This window comes from Flagellimonas spongiicola (assembly GCF_023502425.1).
Taxonomy (GTDB): Bacteria; Bacteroidota; Bacteroidia; order Flavobacteriales; family Flavobacteriaceae; genus Flagellimonas; species Flagellimonas spongiicola.
The window spans coordinates 731286-747354 of the sequence record NZ_JAMFMA010000001.1; the positions used below are offsets into that span (position 1 = coordinate 731286).

The following is a 16069-nucleotide window of genomic DNA, read 5'->3' on the forward strand; positions in this document are numbered from 1 at the left end:
GTCCAAATAATCGGATTTTGGGTGTGATTTACTCAATTACCAAACTTGCTTTACGTTCTTGTACCACAGCGAAATAGCCTAAAGGGAAGTCTTCCGGCCGGTTAACATTATCAAATACCAAGATGTTGTCCAGGCCAGTTATATCAAAGACATTTCCTCGGGCGGTCGCTGCCGGTGTTTCAAAAACGCCACCATCATCTTCGGTCTGTTCCACCAATAAATCCATATAGTTGAAAAACTCCAAATCGGCGCCCATCATACTAACTTCTATTTCATCTCCAGGTTCCAAGTCAACATCATAGAAATATGAAAATTCAAATTGTTGCCCATCTATAAATTGGTCGTCTGCCGCTAAAAACTCCCCAAATCCGAAATCAAATACATAATAATTGTCAATGCCTTTAACATCCGTAAACGTTATTTTTATTTCGGTATCATCCTCGTCAAATAGCGTTTCATCACCTTGCTCAATATTATCAATCGGGACCACAGGGGAATAGGGCGTTCTTGCAGCATATGTCCTGCCTTTATGTTCAACTACCAAAATAAAAACGGTCCCTGGGATAATTTGGGCACTGATACGCTGATCCTCATCAAAGGTAGGGTCAGGTACGTAAATTCCAGTTCCCGGATTTACCTCTGCAAGTGAGGAAGAAGCTAGATTTTCCAAAATTTCTGGGGCATCCGGATTTGGTTGGCCGTAAAATATTATAGCACTTTCAAGCTCTGTCACTGGGTTATCCTCGAAGAAATTGGTGGTTTCCGTCACTTTAATTTCAACAGGAATGAATTGTTGGCTTTCGTCCACACGAAGTACGCCATTGACTATTAATCTAGGCTCTGTGGTTGGTACTTCTACATCGATAACGTCTTCACAACCCCAAAGACAAACTACTAAAACGAGATATGGTATAATGCGTTTCATGTCAAAATTTGAAGTTATAAGTTATGGCAGGGATAATTCCGAAAATGGCAGTTCGCACGGCTTCATTACGTCCCGTATCTTGATTTTGCCTAAAGTTGATGGAAGCTGCGTTCTTTCTATTGTATACATTGTAAACGCTAAAAACCCATTCGGATTGAAAGCTTCTATTCCGCTTTGGCTTGTTCTTTAATGTTGCAGATATATCCAGTCGATGGTAATCTGGCAATCTCGTTTGGTTTCTCAATCCAAAAAATGGAACTACCAATTCTTGGAATTCAAATTGCCCCACAGGAAAATTTGTAGGTTGGCCAGTTTGATATACAAAATTGGCATTGAAGTTTAAGCGTTCATTGTAATCAAAGCTTCCATACAGTGCAATATCATGCGTCTTGTCAAATGGAGTGCTGTACCATTCCCCAAAATTGATACCAGTCTCCAAATTAGAACGGCCATTATCCACCACCGGGTCTCTTCCAGGGGTGCGTTGCTCAGAACGGGATAAGGTGTAGGCCAACCAACCCTGGAATCTACCCTCATTTTTCCGAAGCAGAAACTCAAGTCCGTAAGCCCGTGCTTCTCCATTTAGAATCACCTGTTCTATAGCATTGTTTGCAATAAGGTCAGCCCCATCTATATAGTCAATTCTGTTTTGGATGTCTTTGTAAAAAGCCTCAACTTCTACGGAATATTCACCCTCATTTATGTTACGGAAATAGCCCAAAGCGTACTGATCCAATAATTGGGGTTCTACAAAAGGTCCACTCGGCGTCCATACATCCAATGGAGTAGGGGAGCTGGTGTTGGATAGTAGATGGAGGTATTGGGCAAGTCTAGTGTAACTGGCTTTTATGGAGTTGTTGGGATTCATGGCATAGGCCATGGACACACGTGGCTCCAAATTTGTAAAACTAGATAGGTTGGTGCCTCGTCCAGGATTAATGGTATCAATCGGAGTAGCTTCTCTATATACTAATTGAAACGGGTCAAATTCAACAGGCTGGTTGTTTTCATAGACAAATAGTTCATCCTGACCCAATCGATTAAATAGGCTCACACGCAGTCCATAATTGACACTTAGCTTATCCGAAATTTTATGCTCAACATCCACATAGGCAGCAGATTCATTTGCATATTTTTTAGTTAGCTGTTCCTCAATAATTCCGGAATCCTCGCTATTGGGTTTTATTTTTCCTGGATTAAAAACATAATAGATGTTATTGAGTCCATAATTCACTTGAAATTTATCGTTCAGGTAATGTTTTAAGTCGTATTTGAGGTTAAAATTCTGAATACCTGAGTCCCATTCAAATCCAACAAAATCAAGTTCCAAACCATAAAAGTAGTCTGAATAGATAAGCGATAGGTTTGAAAAAAGGCGATCGGAAAACAAATGGTTCCATCGAAAATTACCAACGGCATTACCATAGGTGTTCACAAAACTGTCGTTAACGCTAAAGAGATCTCTACCAAAATATCCGGAAAGGAAAATGCTGTTGTTCTCGTTAATCTTATGATTGATTTTGGTGTTTAAGTCGTAGAAATAAGCTTTATTACCCACATCAAATAGCGGTAAGAAAAGATGGGCATATGAGCCTCTACCTCCTACTAGGAATGCAGTACGATCCTTTTCAATAGGTCCTTCAATGAGTAAGCGGCTTGCAACGGCACCGATACCCCCACTGACCTTTAAATCTTTACTATTTCCTTCTTTCTGGAAGATTTCCAATACCGAAGAAACACGTCCACCGTACCTTGCTGGAATTCCCCCTTTAAATAATTTCACATCCTTGATCGCATCTGGATTAAATACCGAAAAGAAACCAAACAGGTGTGATGAATTGAATATGGTCGCCTCATCCAATAGAATTAAATTTTGGTCCGCAGCACCTCCACGAACATTGAATCCAGAAGATGCTTCTCCTGCATTGGTAACTCCAGGCAACAGCACCAAGGATTTAATTACATCGGCTTCACCTAGGACTACAGGTATTTTTTTTATGGTCTGCGCAGACAAGGTATTCACGCTCATTTGCGGTTTTCGAATATCCAAACGTTCCGCATCATCCGTTACCACCACTTCTTCCAACTCCTCAGCTTCTTCGGAAAGTTCAAAATCCCGTCGAATATTTGAGTTAAGATTAATGGTTTGTCTCACATCTTGAAATCCCAAGTAGCTTACCACAATTTCATATTGACCACGGGGAAGGGTGATGGAATAAAAACCATATTCATTGGTAGTGACTCCAGTTTGTAAATCTGGAAAAGCCACAGTTACACCAATTAAAGTTTCATTACTGCTTCCTTCTGAAATGGTTCCGCTTAGGGTAAACTTTTGTTGGGCATGCGATTGAAATAGCGTAAGAATTAGCGTAAAGATCAGTAGTAATGGTCTTTGAAGCATGCTTTTTTGAGTTTTTTAAATTTAGGAATATCTACTTAACTACCAAACAAGTAATACTACCGTTATTCAATAGTGAGTGACCGCGTATTGAACTCGGACAATACGAAGTAACCAAATGGAGGGTGATTGGGATTGGTTGTATTGATTATGTTGCCCCGAACATTTGAAACCGGTACGGAAAATGGCCCGCTATTGCCTTCTTCTCCAGCTTGTGTCAAAACCTGTTCGGCATAATTGGCAAAATCTTTGTCAACACCAAACAGCGTAACGGTAATCAACCTTCCTGGATTTATATCTTCATAAAAATAAGAGAAGGTCAATTGTTGATTTTGAAAAAATTCATCATCCACCACCAGAAAATTCTCGAATCCAAAAGCAAAAAAATAATAATTACGTTGATTGGGAATATCCGTGAAAGTAACTTTCACTTCCGTCTCTTCCTCTTCGTCAAACAAAAAGCCATCTGCCTGCTCCAAATTATCGATGACTGTTCCATTTACCAATTGTTGGGTTGCCCTATAAGTTTCACCCTGGTACATTACTTCCAGCGTGTATTCCCGGCCAAATTGCAAGGTGGGCATTCCCAAATCAAAAACTCCGGTCTCACTTTCAGAAAGCGGATATTCTTGACCAGTTGATTCATCAATAAGCTTCACTTGAGCATTTACGGCTGCTGGGACATCATTGACCAGAAACGGCGCTGTCAATGTTAGTTTTATCTGTCCAGCGGTAATTGGGTTGCCATTATTGGCATTGTAACCCAGTAGGGCATCTATGACCAATTGTGGGTCGGATGTTGGTAAATCAGGATTTATGACATCTTCGCATGATGCCATGCATAAACTCAACAGAATAAGTAGCAGACTGTGTTTCAAACCATAACGATATTGGGACATTGGTCTAATATAGACAAAAATCCTTTCGAAAGATATGGTCAAAAAACACTGGTAAGTGTTCGAAAACCTATGCTAAACTTGCAAGAATAGTATTTAGTGTAGCGCTTGGACGCATCGCTTCAGCTGCTTTGTTAGCATCTGGAAGGTAATAACCACCGATGTTTACCTGCTTACCTTGGGCATCTATTAATTCTTGGGCAATTTTAGCTTCATTATGGCTTAGCTGCTCGTAAACAGCTCCAAAAATTGATTTTAGCTCAGCATCTTCATTTTGGTTGGCCAATTGTTCAGCCCAATAAAGACATAGGTAAAAATGACTTCCCCTTGTGTCTAGTTCATTGACTTTACGAGAAGGTGATTTATCGTTATCCAAGAATTTCTCCGTTGCCTTGTCTAAAGTGTCCGCTAAAACGGAAGCTTTTCCGTTCTGGTTTTTCTCGCCATAAAATTCGAGTGAAACGCCTAGAGCTAAAAATTCTCCTAAGGAATCCCAGCGTAAGTGACCTTCTTCCAAAAATTGTTCAACGTGCTTAGGTGCTGAACCACCCGCTCCTGTTTCAAAAAGACCACCACCATTCATTAATGGTACGATTGATAACATTTTTGCGGAAGTACCAACTTCTAAAATTGGGAATAAATCGGTTAGATAATCCCGTAGTACGTTTCCAGAAACGGAAATGGTATCTTTTCCATCCTTTACTCTTTGCAATGTGAATTTCGTTGCTTCGATTGGAGAAAGAATATGGATTTCCAATCCATTTGTATCATGATCTTTGAGGTAATGTTTCACCTTTGTGATCAATTCAGCATCGTGCCCCCTAGCTTCATTAAGCCAGAAAACGGCAGGTGTGTTGGTTGCGCGCGCACGGGACACAGCCAATTTAACCCAATCTTGAACTGGAGCATCTTTAACTTGGCACATTCTCCAAATATCACCTTGGGCTACATCATGGGCAAGTAAGTTCTTATTTGTTGAGGTGCTAACCACGTTAACTATACCGTCAAAAGGAATTTCAAATGTTTTGTCATGTGATCCATATTCCTCGGCTTTTTGCGCCATTAGACCTACATTGGGAACGGTCCCCATGGTAGTTGGATCAAACGCACCATTTTCTTTACAAAAATCGATGGTGGCTTGGTATACGCCAGAATAACTACTATCTGGAATTATTGCTTTGGTATCCTGCAACTCACCATCTTTATTCCACATTTTACCAGAAGTCCTGATCATTGCAGGCATGGATGCATCAATGATCACATCACTTGGCACATGAAGGTTAGTGATGCCCTTATCCGAATTGACCATAGCCAAATCCGGGCCATTTTCTATATTGGCCGCAATTGCAGTTTCTATCGCTGCTCTTTTATCCTGGGGTAGTTCCTGCAACTTGTCCAATAGGGTTTCTAAACCATTGTTAGGATTGATTCCCAAACTATCGATTGTTTCCCCATATTGCTTAAAAACATCGGCGAAATATACTTCTAAGGCATGGCCAAAAATAATTGGGTCTGAAACCTTCATCATTGTAGCTTTAAAGTGCAAAGACAACAATAGTCCTTGTTCTTTGGCCTCAGCAATCTCTTTTTTAAGGAAATCCACCAATGCTTGTTTGCTCATAACGGTAGCATCAATGATTTCATCTTTCTGCAAGGCAACGTTTTCTTTCAAAACGGTTGTATTGCCATCTTTGCCAACAAGTTCAATTCGGATTGCGTCAGCGTTTGGCATGGTCAGGGATTTTTCATTACTTCTGAAATCTCCATGATCCATTGTAGCTACATGGGTTTTGGAATCTGACGACCAAGCTCCCATGGTATGCGGATTCTTTTTGGCGTAGTTTTTAATTGCCTTTGGTGCCCGACGGTCTGAATTCCCTTCTCGCAGCACAGGGTTTACCGCACTACCTTTTATTTTGTCATATTTGGCTTTGATAGCTTTCTCTTCCGCACTATTCGGTTCATCTGGATAGTTAGGTAGATTGTATCCTTTTGCCTGCAGCTCTTCAATGGCTTCCTTCAACTGCGGAATGGAGGCGCTGATATTTGGAAGTTTGATAATATTGGCCTCTGGAGTCTTCGCCAAATCACCTAATAATTTCAAATCATCTGGAATTTGTTGGGAATCTTCAAGAACTTCTGGGAAAACCGCTATAATTCGACCAGCAAGGGATATATCCTTGGTTTCTATTTCAATATTTGCGGTTTTTGTAAAGGCTTTTACAATGGGGAGAAAAGACTGGGTTGCCAAAGCTGGGGCTTCATCAGTCTTAGTATAAAAAATCTTAGCCATTTAGGTGTTTTTATTCGAGCGGTGCAAATATACAATTTATGGCTGTTGGTATACTAAGGGAAAAGTGGAAAAGTGTGATATTGGGGTGTTAAAGAACAAAAGCCATATCTATGTCGAAACATTGATATGGCTTTCTGAAAAGAGCTAAAAGATTTTATTTTGCGTTGCCACAAAATTGCAACCATTGATTGCATCCGTTGCTCCTTTGACGTTTACTCAACACTATGTTTTTAATTATTCAACTAAACAACATCTTGAAAAGTTTCCTTTTGTTTCCTAAATCCTATCAAAACGAAAAATTGCTCTTTCGCCCGCACATAGGATTTTGTATTTCTATTTAGGTCCTGCCGAAGCTTTTCCTCTTTCGAAATTCCTTTTGTGATCAGTAGTGTTACCAATTTAAAAGGGAAACATCAGTATTTAAAGAACGTCAACTTTAAATGTAAATATGAATTTGATTGCTCTCCTTCATATTTGTTTGACTAAATTATAATAAACTCTTAGAAAACCAAATTTTGTAAGCCATTAAAAATCAACAACATATGAACTACACTTATTAACAATTGTTCATAAAAAAAGCACCTCGAAAGGTGCTTTTGTTTTGTTGTGCGGAATTGGGATTAGCCCCTAACTTCCTTGATACGTGCTTTTTTACCAGTTAACCCTCTGAAATAGAAGATTCTAGAACGACGTACCTTACCTTTTTTGTTGACTTCGATTCTTTGAAGTGCAGGCATATTAATCGGGAATATTCTCTCTACCCCAACCGTACCAGACATCTTTCTAATGGTAAAAGTCTCCGTTGCACCAGTTCCTCTACGTTGGATTACAACGCCTTTGAAAAACTGTGTACGTGTTTTTTCTCCTTCCTTAATCTCATAATAAACTGTAATAGTATCACCAGATGAGAAATTTGGAAATTCTTTTTTTGGAACAAATTCGTCTTCAACAAATTTTATTAAGGATTCCATGTTATTTTATTTATGGTTTTAACAAGATCAACTTTCACGGATTTCGTCAGAGGTTGATTTTGAGACTGCAAAAGTAATGCAATATTTAGAATTGACAATATAAAATTATCTTTTTGAATACGTATTGCGCCTTAAGATGCCTTCTGAACTCTTTTAAAAGCATACATAGCGAGTCCTATAGCAAAAAGTAAATGTGGCAAAGGTGATAGCATTGCACTTATGCTGCTCCATGTCAGCACAGCTTCCGGACTTTGTCCAGCGGCTAACATACTTGTGGCAAAACCCAAAAAGGTAAAAAACAATGAAAGTATGCACCCAATCAACATCAGGATGGTACTTGGATGTTTCCTCTTACTGACCAGAATTCCGCTACCAACTATAATAATCAGTTGAGCCACTACTGCCAAGATTGAACCTATTGCAAAGTAAATCGTGTAAGCTTCGCCCATTTCTTTTATTTTAATAAATCAGGTCGTTTTTCTTCCGTTCGTTCCAGTGCCTTTTCCTCGCGCCACTTTTCGATTTTGGGAAAATCACCGCTTAAAAGGATTTCCGGCACATCCATTCCCTTATACGAAGATGGTCTTGTATAAACCGGGGGTGCGAGTAAATTATCTTGAAAAGTATCAGTCAAGGCAGACGTTTCATCATTTAAAACACCAGGTAGCAACCTAATGACGGAATCACAAAGCACGGCGGCTGCAAGTTCTCCTCCTGAAAGTACATAATCACCAATTGAGATTTCCCGCGTCACAAATTTATCTCGAACCCGTTGGTCCACACCTTTATAATGGCCGCAAAGAATAATGAGGTTTTCTTTTAAAGAGATTTCATTCGATATCCCTTGGGTTAGCGTGTCTCCATCGGGAGTCATATAGATGATTTCGTCGTAATCCCGTTCAGCTTTTAGTTTAGAAATACATTTGTCAATGGGTTCAATCATTAGGACCATTCCTGCTCCGCCGCCAAATTGGTAATCATCTACTTGTTTGTAATTACCGATACTATAATCCCGTAGGTTATGGAAATGCACTTCTACCAAACCTTTTTCCTTGGCCCTATGCAATATGGATGCATTAAATGGACTTTGCATTAACTCTGGTAAAACTGTTATGATATCTATCCGCATAAGTGCAAAAATAGTGGAATAATGGGATGCTCTATTTTGGATTTGTCCAAAAGTAATGCAAGTAGGATTCATCCTTGTCCCAACCCAAGCGTTCGTAAAGTTTCTGGGCAGGATTATCCAAAGCCGTCTCTAAACCTACCCCTTTGAAATTTTTTGATTTACAAAGTTCTTTCGACTCATTTAACAGAGCTTCGCCAATTCCTTTATTTCGAAATACCGGATCAACGTATAGATCATTCAAAATATACATGGGTTCCATGGAAACCGAGGAAAATGTGGTGTATAGTTGTGTAAAGCCAGCAGCTTTGCCTTCCACAAAAGCCACAAAAATTACATTTTCGTTATTGTTGAATCGTTCTATTAGGAATTTTTCAGCAGAAGCTATATCCGATTCCTGACCATAAAATACCCGGTAGGCATCAAAAAGTGGTAGGACAAGCTCTAGCTCATCTATGGTGATTTCCTTTACCATTTTCAGAAGGAAGTGGAAATTGGTTTACTTCTTGTTTTTATTCAGTTCGTCTTGAAGCTGTCTGCTTATTTTTTGCTCTCTTTCTAGAGCACGTCTTCTGTGATCTTCGAATTCATTCTCAAGATCGGCAAGGGATTCTTTGGCCTGGTTGGTAAGCACATTGCTGTTTCTGAACTTATAAATGAACAGTAGCAAGAACAAGGTTAAACTTATAATGATGCCCCATAGAATCAATTTATAAGTTCCCTTACTTACTTGGGCTCCAAAAAACGACATGCTGTCTTTTTCGTTGGTAACGGTTTTCAGATTATTGGAGGTTTCCTGAAGCTTGGCATTTAAATCTTCGATTTCCGCCTTGTTACTTGTGATGGTAGCAGTCAAATCCTTTATGGATTTGCTAGCAGTGGTTACGGAATCGAAAATACTTGCTTTGATTCTGTTTAGATCGCTTAGGCGAATCACTTCATAACGAATGCCATTGGCCCTATAGTTTCCCGACTTTTTCTCCAATTGTTGGAACTGTCCGACCAAGGTATTGTCTTCTTCAGCTGCCGAAGATTCCTGAGCGGAAAGCGTAAACACTGGGGTGAGTAGGGCTAGTGCAAAAATTAATCGTAATGTTCTCATGGTCAATGTTCTTTATATTTTAGATTAAGGGAAGGGCGAAATTACACCAATAAACCAAAATTCAAAAGAAAATCACCATTGGTCAACGGTCTCAACCGTTTGATTACGCCATTAATAATATGTGTAACGTCTTACCTTTGCAATGTATTTTGCAAGTCTGATCACTTGATGTGAATATCCATATTCGTTATCATACCATATATATAATACGACACTTTTACCATCTTTGGATACCAAGGTTGCTTGACTATCATAAATTGATGGGGCAGAAGCACCTACAATATCTGAGGAAACCAGTTCATTGCTAAGCGAGTATTGGATTTGTTCCACCAAGTCACCTTCCAGTGCATATTTTTTAAGAATAGTATTCAAACTTTCTTTTGATGTCTTGTTTTTGACCTCTAGATGCAGAATGGCCAAAGATCCGTTAGGTACAGGAACACGGATGGCATTGGAGGTTAATTTTCCCTTTAGGGATGGAAGTGCTTTTGCCACAGCAGCACCGGCTCCCGTTTCTGTAATCACCATATTCAATGCAGCGGCTCTACCTCTTCGGTATTTCTTGTGCATATTGTCCACTAAATTTTGGTCGTTGGTGTACGCGTGAATGGTTTCCAAGTGTCCCTTTTTGATTCCAAGCGAATCCTCCATCACCTTTAAAATAGGCGTGATGGCATTTGTGGTGCAGGATGCAGCTGAATAGATCTTTGTTTTTTCGGGATCAAACTCAGTATGGTTTACGCCGTGTACAATATTAGGTACTTCTTTACCTGGGGCGGTAAGAAGGACCCTGCTAGCGCCTTTGGCCTCCAAATGTCTGGAAAGGGCTTCCTTGTCTCTAAAAGCGCCAGTATTGTCAATGATCAAAGCGTTGAAAATACCATACTTGGTATAATCAATGGATTCTGGTTTGTCTGCGGTGATAAATCTTACCGTAGTGCCGTTCACAAGTAGTGCATTGTTTTCCACGTCCACATCAACAGTACCCATGAATTGTCCATGAACAGAATCGGTTTTGAGCAGTGCAGCGCGTTTTTCCAATATCTCTTGAGTAACTTCACCTCTTACCACAATAGCACGGAGTCGAAGTTGACTACCGCGACCAGTTTTGGCCATTAATTCTCTTGCGACCAAGCGTCCAATTCGTCCAAATCCATAAAGTACTACATCTTTAGGTTTAATTTCTTTGGATGCATGGGCATCTTTTAATTTTTCAAGCACAAAGGCTTTTACATTTAGATGAGTGTTGTCATCGGAGTGGTACTCATAGGTTAGCTTACCAATATCCAACTTGGCTGGTGGCAGGCTAATGTCATTTATGGCTCTTAATATCTCAACAGAATCGAATATAGAGATGGGTTTTTGGACAAACTCCCCTGCATATTCGTGTAAATTAATGATATCACTGACATTTTTGTCAATGATTTGGTTCTTGAAAAGGACAACTTCAATGGCTTTATCATACCAGAGGTCACTGATGATTTTAATGAATTCAGTAGTTGCTTTTCTACGGTCTGCTTGGAAAGCAAGTTCCTTTTCATAGGACTTAATGTCGCTCATAAGTGTTTGATTATGGTTATCATTAAATATTTGGCAAAATTATAGATTTCAAACGTTTTCGTAAAAAGAAAGGGCAATAAAAAAGCACCCTTTTAGGGCGCTTTTCAAGGTCTTGCAAAGAAATTGGATTATTGTAGAATTAATCGTTCTTTTTCTCCTTTTTCGTTGATCATTGTGAAGCTTGTCCGACCATATCTTGAGATTTCCCCAAAATGCTCACGAGCATCATCAATGTTGTTGATTTCATTGTCATCCAAGGCAATGATGACTTTGTTTTCCAAATCATATCTGCCATAGCCTTCTGGAACGTCAATGATTTTTACACCATTTTTTACACCAAATTTCTTTTTATCGGCATCCGATAGATTTTTGACCATAAAACCGGTATTTGGTAAAATGATTGAGTTTTGTTTTTTGAGCGTAACACTTTTGACGAGTCTTCTACCTTCTCGATCTACAGTTACTTCTATGGTGTCACCTGGTCTTTTGGAAGAAAGATATCCTGTAAGCTCCGAAAATTTACGCACCTTGATATTGTCCACTTGCTTAATAATGTCGCCTTCCTGCAAACCTGCATCTGCAGCGCCAGAGTCTTCGGAAACTTGGGAAACATAAACGCCTTCAATTTCATTCAAGCCCATTTCAATAGCAGCTCTGGAATTTACATTGGCAGCAGAAATTCCTAGCAGTCCTCTTTGAACGTTGCCAAATTCCATAATGTCCTCAACTACCTTTTTGGCAATATTACTAGGAACCGCAAAAGCGTAGCCTACATAAGAGCCTGTTTGGGAAGTAATTGCGGTGTTGATGCCTATTAAATCTCCATTGGTATTTACTAAAGCACCACCACTATTTCCTGGATTCACGGCGGCATCGGTTTGTATAAAACTTTGGTTGCGTCCTAAACTTCTTGCCTTGGCGCTTACAATACCAGCAGTAACAGTGGACGTAAGACTGAACGGGTTGCCAACAGCTAGTACCCATTCGCCAACACGGGCATTATCGGAATTCCCAAATGCTAAGTAGGGGAGTGGATTATCCACGTCAATCTTCAATAGTGCGATATCTGAGTTGGAATCCGTACCAATTACTTCGGCATCATAGGTTTTCTTATTGTTTAGTGTGACCTCCAATTGCGTGGCGTTATCGATTACATGGTTATTTGTAACGATGTAGCCATCTGGGGAGATTATTACTCCAGACCCAGTCCCAATTTGAGGTGTTTGTTGACGCTCAAATCCATAAAAGAAATCGGCAAGGCTACCAGAATTACCTTTACTAACGCTTAAATTCTTCACGTGAACAACGGCATTCACGGTTTTTTCAGCAGCTATTGTGAAGTCAACTTCGTTAATACCAGCACCTTTTGCGGAGGTGGTGAGTGCACTAGTGCTAATCAAAGGAGTTTCTTCTCCTGTAGCCACCCACTTATAGGTATTATCTTCAAAAAAAAGTTTATATGCGCCCAAAGTAATGGCACCTGCAAATATGCTTACAAGTAGTAATCCGCCTAGTCTCTTCATAATTCAGTAATAATTTAACATTTAGGTTCAACAAAATTAAATGAATCTGTTAATGCCTTAGTCGGTTTAACTCGTTTTTAACTACAAAAAAATCCTTAAAGAATACGCTATCTTTGTTCCTTTGCTAAACGTTATGCAGGTCGATTTTTACAAATACCAAGGCACTGGAAACGATTTCATTTTCATTGATAATCGTCAAGACATTTTCCCCAAAAATGATACCAAATTGATTTCAAAACTTTGTGACCGAAGGTTTGGGATTGGGGCTGATGGATTAATATTACTTGAAAATGATTCCGAAGTGGATTTCCATATGGATTATTATAATTCTGATGCAAGCCAAAGCATGTGTGGTAATGGAGGTAGATGTGCTGTGGCATTTGCCAAATACCTTGGGATGATTCCTGAAAAAACAACTTTTAGGGCTATTGATGGTATCCATGATGCCGGAATTGATTCCGAAAACGTGGTGACATTACAGATGCATGATGTTACTGAAGTACGCGAAAAACCGGCATATAGTTTTTTAAATACGGGCTCACCACATCATGTGCAGATTGTAGAGGGACTGGAAAAATTTGATGTAAAAAAGGAAGGTGCAAAATTGCGTTATGGGATGTATGGTGAATCCGGTAGTAACATCAATTTTGTAGAACAGCAGAACGAGGATTCTTTTGATGTCCGTACTTATGAACGAGGTGTTGAAAATGAGACCTTATCATGCGGTACTGGCGTAACTGCAGTTGCCATAGCAATGCATAAAATCGGCAAGACCCAATCCAATAAAATCAACATCAATACTAAAGGAGGGGATTTGGCCATAAGTTTTGAAACAAGCAACGGAGCTTATTCAGATATTAATTTAATTGGTCCCACACAACAGGTGTTCAAAGGAGAGATTACATGGTAAACCTCACGGGAAAACATATATACTTACGAGCGTTAGAACCCCAGGATTTGGATTTCCTCTATCTGTTGGAGAATGATACTGCGGTTTGGGAGATCAGTGGCACACTTAAACCGTATTCCAAAAAAGTGCTACGCTTGTATTTGGACAATGCGCATCGGGATATATTTGAAGTAAAACAATTGCGTTTATGCATATCTACCATGGATGACAATTGTATCGGTCTTATCGATTTGTTTGATTTTGACCCAAAGCACAAGCGAGCGGGTATAGGTATTATTATCATAAAGCCCGAAGATAGAAACAAGGGATGGGGTGCAGAAGCATTGGAAATCCTTTGTTCCTATGCGTTTTCCGTTTTGGATTTGCATCAATTGTATGCTAACATTTTAGAAGAGAATAAGGCGAGTATACACTTGTTTGAAAAATTAGGATTTGTTCAGATAGGAACTAAAAAGGATTGGATTAGAACCAATTCGGGATTCAAGAATGAACTGCTATTTCAAAAAATTAAATCATAATGCACCTTAAAAGAGTACTTTGGGCAACAGCCGTTTTAGGATTGGTAATCTGTGGAGTTATCGCATATCAAATCTACAGTGCCATATTTAGTCCCAATACCCAATTCAATAATGATGAAGCTTATGTATTTATCCCATCGGATGCAACTATGGCGGATGTTAAAGTGTTATTGGAACCCTTAGTGAAGAATATTTCCACATTCGAGTCTGTTGCAGAACGGAAGGGATACAGCGGCAATATCAAAGGAGGAAAGTATGCTATTATGAAAGGGATGAGCAATAATGATATGATCAATACGCTCAGGAGCAGAAATATTCCGGTAAAGGTGTCTTTTAATAATCAAGAATCAGTTGCTGCATTAGCAGGAAGAATCGCCCAACAGATTGAGGCGGATAGTGTATCACTTTTAAAGGCGTTCAACGATGCGGAGTATCTGGACCGCAATGGATTTGATGATGATACCAAATTGGGGATGTATCTTCCAAATACCTATGAGTTCTTTTGGAATACCAACGCAGACGGATTTAGATCACGCATGCTTAAGGAGTATCAAAAATATTGGACTGCAGAGCGGTTGGATAAAGCCCAAAAACAAAAAATGACCCCTGCACAGGTAATTTCTTTGGCTGCTATTGTGCAAAAAGAAACCGTAAAGTCCGATGAACGAGCTAGAGTTGCTGGGGTTTACCTAAATCGAATTAAAAAAGGGATTTTATTGCAGGCCGACCCTACGGTGATATATGCCATCAAAAAAGAAACGGGCAATTACGACACCATTATTAAACGTGTGCTCTACAGGGATTTGGAAATTGAATCGCCTTATAATACCTATAAAAATAAAGGAGTACCCCCTGGTCCAATCACTATGCCGGACATTTCTTCTATTGAAGCAGTTTTGAATCCCGAGAATCACAAGTACCTGTATTTTGTTGCTGATGTTTCCAATTTTGGTTACCACATGTTTGCTGAAACCCTTGCGCAGCACAACCGAAATAAGGTGCAATATGTCCGATGGCTAAATCAGAAAAATGTACGTCGATAGTACTGCTTGTCGTTAATATTCAGCATTTTAACGTGTTTTAAGCCACTTTTAAGAAATTCTTAGGAGCTTTATCATTGTTAAAATAAAGTCTCCCCCTATATTTGCCGGCCAAATTTAATTTTAATGTGATAGTGCATTGAAATATTAAATATGTTGATTATGAAAAGATGGATTGGTTTTATACTGCATCTTGCCATGGTTGTAATTTTGACGAGTTTCGTTTCCTACACAGCCCCTGTTAAAGTGGATGTGAAGATTCCAAATTCGTTGATTGTTAGCGGAAATGAAGAAACTAAAGTTATGTTTCAGCCTGCCGCTTATGTTGAAGAGATGCAAAACCCTCCCTTTGTTGGGACAGCGTACAACGGATTCAAGGAAGCATTGGCTTTTAAGGAATCACAAGGACGATATGATGTGGTGAATACATTGGGGTATATGGGAAAGTACCAATTTGGTGCAGGAACCTTAAAACTTTTGGGTGTATACAATGCCACTAATTTCTTAAATGACCCTGTATTGCAGGAAAGGGCTTTTGAGGCCAACGTTGCAAGGAACAAGTGGATTTTGAGAAGGTACATTAAATTGTACAACGGAAAGAAAATCCGAGGTACGGAAATTACGGAATCCGGAATCATTGCTGCCGCACATTTGGCAGGTGCCGGTAACGTGAAAAAGTACTTAAGGTCTTATGGTAATGATGATGTTGCAGATGCTTATGGCAGTAATATCTCGTATTATATGCGTAAGTTCTCTGGATTTGATATCTGTTCCATTCCCCAGAAAAAGAATGCAAAGATTTAAATT

At 39.4% G+C, this 16069-nt stretch carries 15 protein-coding genes; 4 read left to right on the forward strand and 11 right to left on the reverse strand.

Annotated elements, in window-relative coordinates; translation table 11 throughout:
• Positions 1–28 precede the first annotated feature (28 nt).
• From M3P19_RS03475 to M3P19_RS03525, 11 genes are all read right to left on the reverse strand, one after another.
• Positions 29–925 (reverse strand): DUF4249 family protein, encoded by an 897-nt coding sequence (locus M3P19_RS03475; protein ID WP_249656227.1) that lies wholly within the window; start codon positions 923–925, stop codon positions 29–31.
• A gap of 1 nt (position 926) precedes the next feature.
• A complete protein-coding gene (locus tag M3P19_RS03480) occupies positions 927–3326 on the reverse strand; it encodes a TonB-dependent receptor (protein ID WP_249656228.1) in 2400 nt (799 codons plus the stop codon).
• A 62-nt stretch (positions 3327–3388) separates the two neighbouring features.
• A complete protein-coding gene (locus M3P19_RS03485; RefSeq protein ID WP_249656229.1) occupies positions 3389–4222 on the reverse strand; it encodes a DUF4249 family protein in 834 nt (277 codons plus the stop codon).
• Positions 4223–4289: 67 nt separating this feature from the next.
• Positions 4290–6512, reverse strand: a complete 2223-nt coding sequence (locus M3P19_RS03490; RefSeq protein WP_249656230.1) for an NADP-dependent isocitrate dehydrogenase — start codon at positions 6510–6512, stop codon at positions 4290–4292.
• A 620-nt stretch (positions 6513–7132) separates the two neighbouring features.
• Entirely contained in the window at positions 7133–7483 is a 351-nt protein-coding gene (gene rplS, locus M3P19_RS03495) for a 50S ribosomal protein L19 (RefSeq protein ID WP_249656231.1), read from the reverse strand.
• Between the two features lie 131 nt (positions 7484–7614).
• Positions 7615–7932 carry a hypothetical protein gene (locus tag M3P19_RS03500; protein WP_249656232.1) on the reverse strand — a complete coding sequence of 106 codons (318 nt, stop codon included), beginning with the start codon at positions 7930–7932 and terminating at the stop codon, positions 7615–7617.
• A gap of 5 nt (positions 7933–7937) precedes the next feature.
• Complete coding sequence (gene trmD / locus M3P19_RS03505) at positions 7938–8612, reverse strand: tRNA (guanosine(37)-N1)-methyltransferase TrmD (protein WP_249656233.1); 675 nt, start codon at positions 8610–8612, stop codon at positions 7938–7940.
• Between the two features lie 31 nt (positions 8613–8643).
• Positions 8644–9084: a GNAT family N-acetyltransferase gene (locus tag M3P19_RS03510; protein ID WP_249656234.1), complete on the reverse strand. Its 441-nt coding sequence runs from the start codon at positions 9082–9084 to the stop codon at positions 8644–8646.
• A gap of 24 nt (positions 9085–9108) precedes the next feature.
• On the reverse strand, positions 9109–9711 hold the full coding sequence (locus M3P19_RS03515; RefSeq protein WP_249656235.1) for a tumor necrosis factor receptor family protein: 603 nt from the start codon (positions 9709–9711) through the stop codon (positions 9109–9111).
• Positions 9712–9822: 111 nt separating this feature from the next.
• Positions 9823–11271, reverse strand: a complete 1449-nt coding sequence (locus tag M3P19_RS03520) for a glyceraldehyde-3-phosphate dehydrogenase (protein WP_249656236.1) — start codon at positions 11269–11271, stop codon at positions 9823–9825.
• Positions 11272–11399: 128 nt separating this feature from the next.
• Entirely contained in the window at positions 11400–12794 is a 1395-nt protein-coding gene (locus M3P19_RS03525) for a S1C family serine protease (RefSeq protein WP_249656237.1), read from the reverse strand.
• 133 nt (positions 12795–12927) lie between these two features.
• On the opposite strand from M3P19_RS03525, the gene dapF reads away from it, so the two are divergent.
• The 4 genes from dapF (at position 12928) to M3P19_RS03545 (ending at position 16066) form a co-directional block, all read left to right on the forward strand.
• Positions 12928–13704 (forward strand): diaminopimelate epimerase, encoded by a 777-nt coding sequence (gene dapF, locus M3P19_RS03530; RefSeq protein ID WP_249656238.1) that lies wholly within the window; start codon positions 12928–12930, stop codon positions 13702–13704.
• On the forward strand, positions 13698–14222 hold the full coding sequence (locus tag M3P19_RS03535; RefSeq protein ID WP_249656239.1) for a GNAT family N-acetyltransferase: 525 nt from the start codon (positions 13698–13700) through the stop codon (positions 14220–14222). The genes dapF and M3P19_RS03535 overlap by 7 nt, the downstream gene beginning before the upstream one ends.
• On the forward strand, positions 14222–15265 hold the full coding sequence (mltG, locus tag M3P19_RS03540; RefSeq protein ID WP_249656240.1) for an endolytic transglycosylase MltG: 1044 nt from the start codon (positions 14222–14224) through the stop codon (positions 15263–15265). The genes M3P19_RS03535 and mltG overlap by 1 nt, the downstream gene beginning before the upstream one ends.
• A 159-nt stretch (positions 15266–15424) precedes the next feature.
• Positions 15425–16066, forward strand: coding sequence for a lysozyme family protein (locus M3P19_RS03545; protein ID WP_249656241.1), 642 nt, complete (start codon positions 15425–15427; stop codon positions 16064–16066).
• Positions 16067–16069 lie beyond the last annotated feature (3 nt).

What these genes read in the sequence shown, in the direction of transcription:
- M3P19_RS03510 (WP_249656234.1), bottom strand. Translation starts at nt 9,084, where the DNA reads ATGGTAAAGGAAATCACCATAGATGAGCTAGAGCTTGTCCTACCACTT.
- rplS (WP_249656231.1), bottom strand. Translation starts at nt 7,483, where the DNA reads ATGGAATCCTTAATAAAATTTGTTGAAGACGAATTTGTTCCAAAAAAA.
- M3P19_RS03515 (WP_249656235.1), bottom strand. Translation starts at nt 9,711, where the DNA reads ATGAGAACATTACGATTAATTTTTGCACTAGCCCTACTCACCCCAGTG.
- M3P19_RS03525 (WP_249656237.1), bottom strand. Translation starts at nt 12,794, where the DNA reads ATGAAGAGACTAGGCGGATTACTACTTGTAAGCATATTTGCAGGTGCC.
- M3P19_RS03490 (WP_249656230.1), bottom strand. Translation starts at nt 6,512, where the DNA reads ATGGCTAAGATTTTTTATACTAAGACTGATGAAGCCCCAGCTTTGGCA.
- M3P19_RS03520 (WP_249656236.1), bottom strand. Translation starts at nt 11,271, where the DNA reads ATGAGCGACATTAAGTCCTATGAAAAGGAACTTGCTTTCCAAGCAGAC.
- M3P19_RS03500 (WP_249656232.1), bottom strand. Translation starts at nt 7,932, where the DNA reads ATGGGCGAAGCTTACACGATTTACTTTGCAATAGGTTCAATCTTGGCA.
- trmD (WP_249656233.1), bottom strand. Translation starts at nt 8,612, where the DNA reads ATGCGGATAGATATCATAACAGTTTTACCAGAGTTAATGCAAAGTCCA.
- M3P19_RS03545 (WP_249656241.1), top strand. Translation starts at nt 15,425, where the DNA reads ATGAAAAGATGGATTGGTTTTATACTGCATCTTGCCATGGTTGTAATT.
- M3P19_RS03480 (WP_249656228.1), bottom strand. Translation starts at nt 3,326, where the DNA reads ATGCTTCAAAGACCATTACTACTGATCTTTACGCTAATTCTTACGCTA.
- M3P19_RS03535 (WP_249656239.1), top strand. Translation starts at nt 13,698, where the DNA reads ATGGTAAACCTCACGGGAAAACATATATACTTACGAGCGTTAGAACCC.
- mltG (WP_249656240.1), top strand. Translation starts at nt 14,222, where the DNA reads ATGCACCTTAAAAGAGTACTTTGGGCAACAGCCGTTTTAGGATTGGTA.
- M3P19_RS03485 (WP_249656229.1), bottom strand. Translation starts at nt 4,222, where the DNA reads ATGTCCCAATATCGTTATGGTTTGAAACACAGTCTGCTACTTATTCTG.
- dapF (WP_249656238.1), top strand. Translation starts at nt 12,928, where the DNA reads ATGCAGGTCGATTTTTACAAATACCAAGGCACTGGAAACGATTTCATT.
- M3P19_RS03475 (WP_249656227.1), bottom strand. Translation starts at nt 925, where the DNA reads ATGAAACGCATTATACCATATCTCGTTTTAGTAGTTTGTCTTTGGGGT.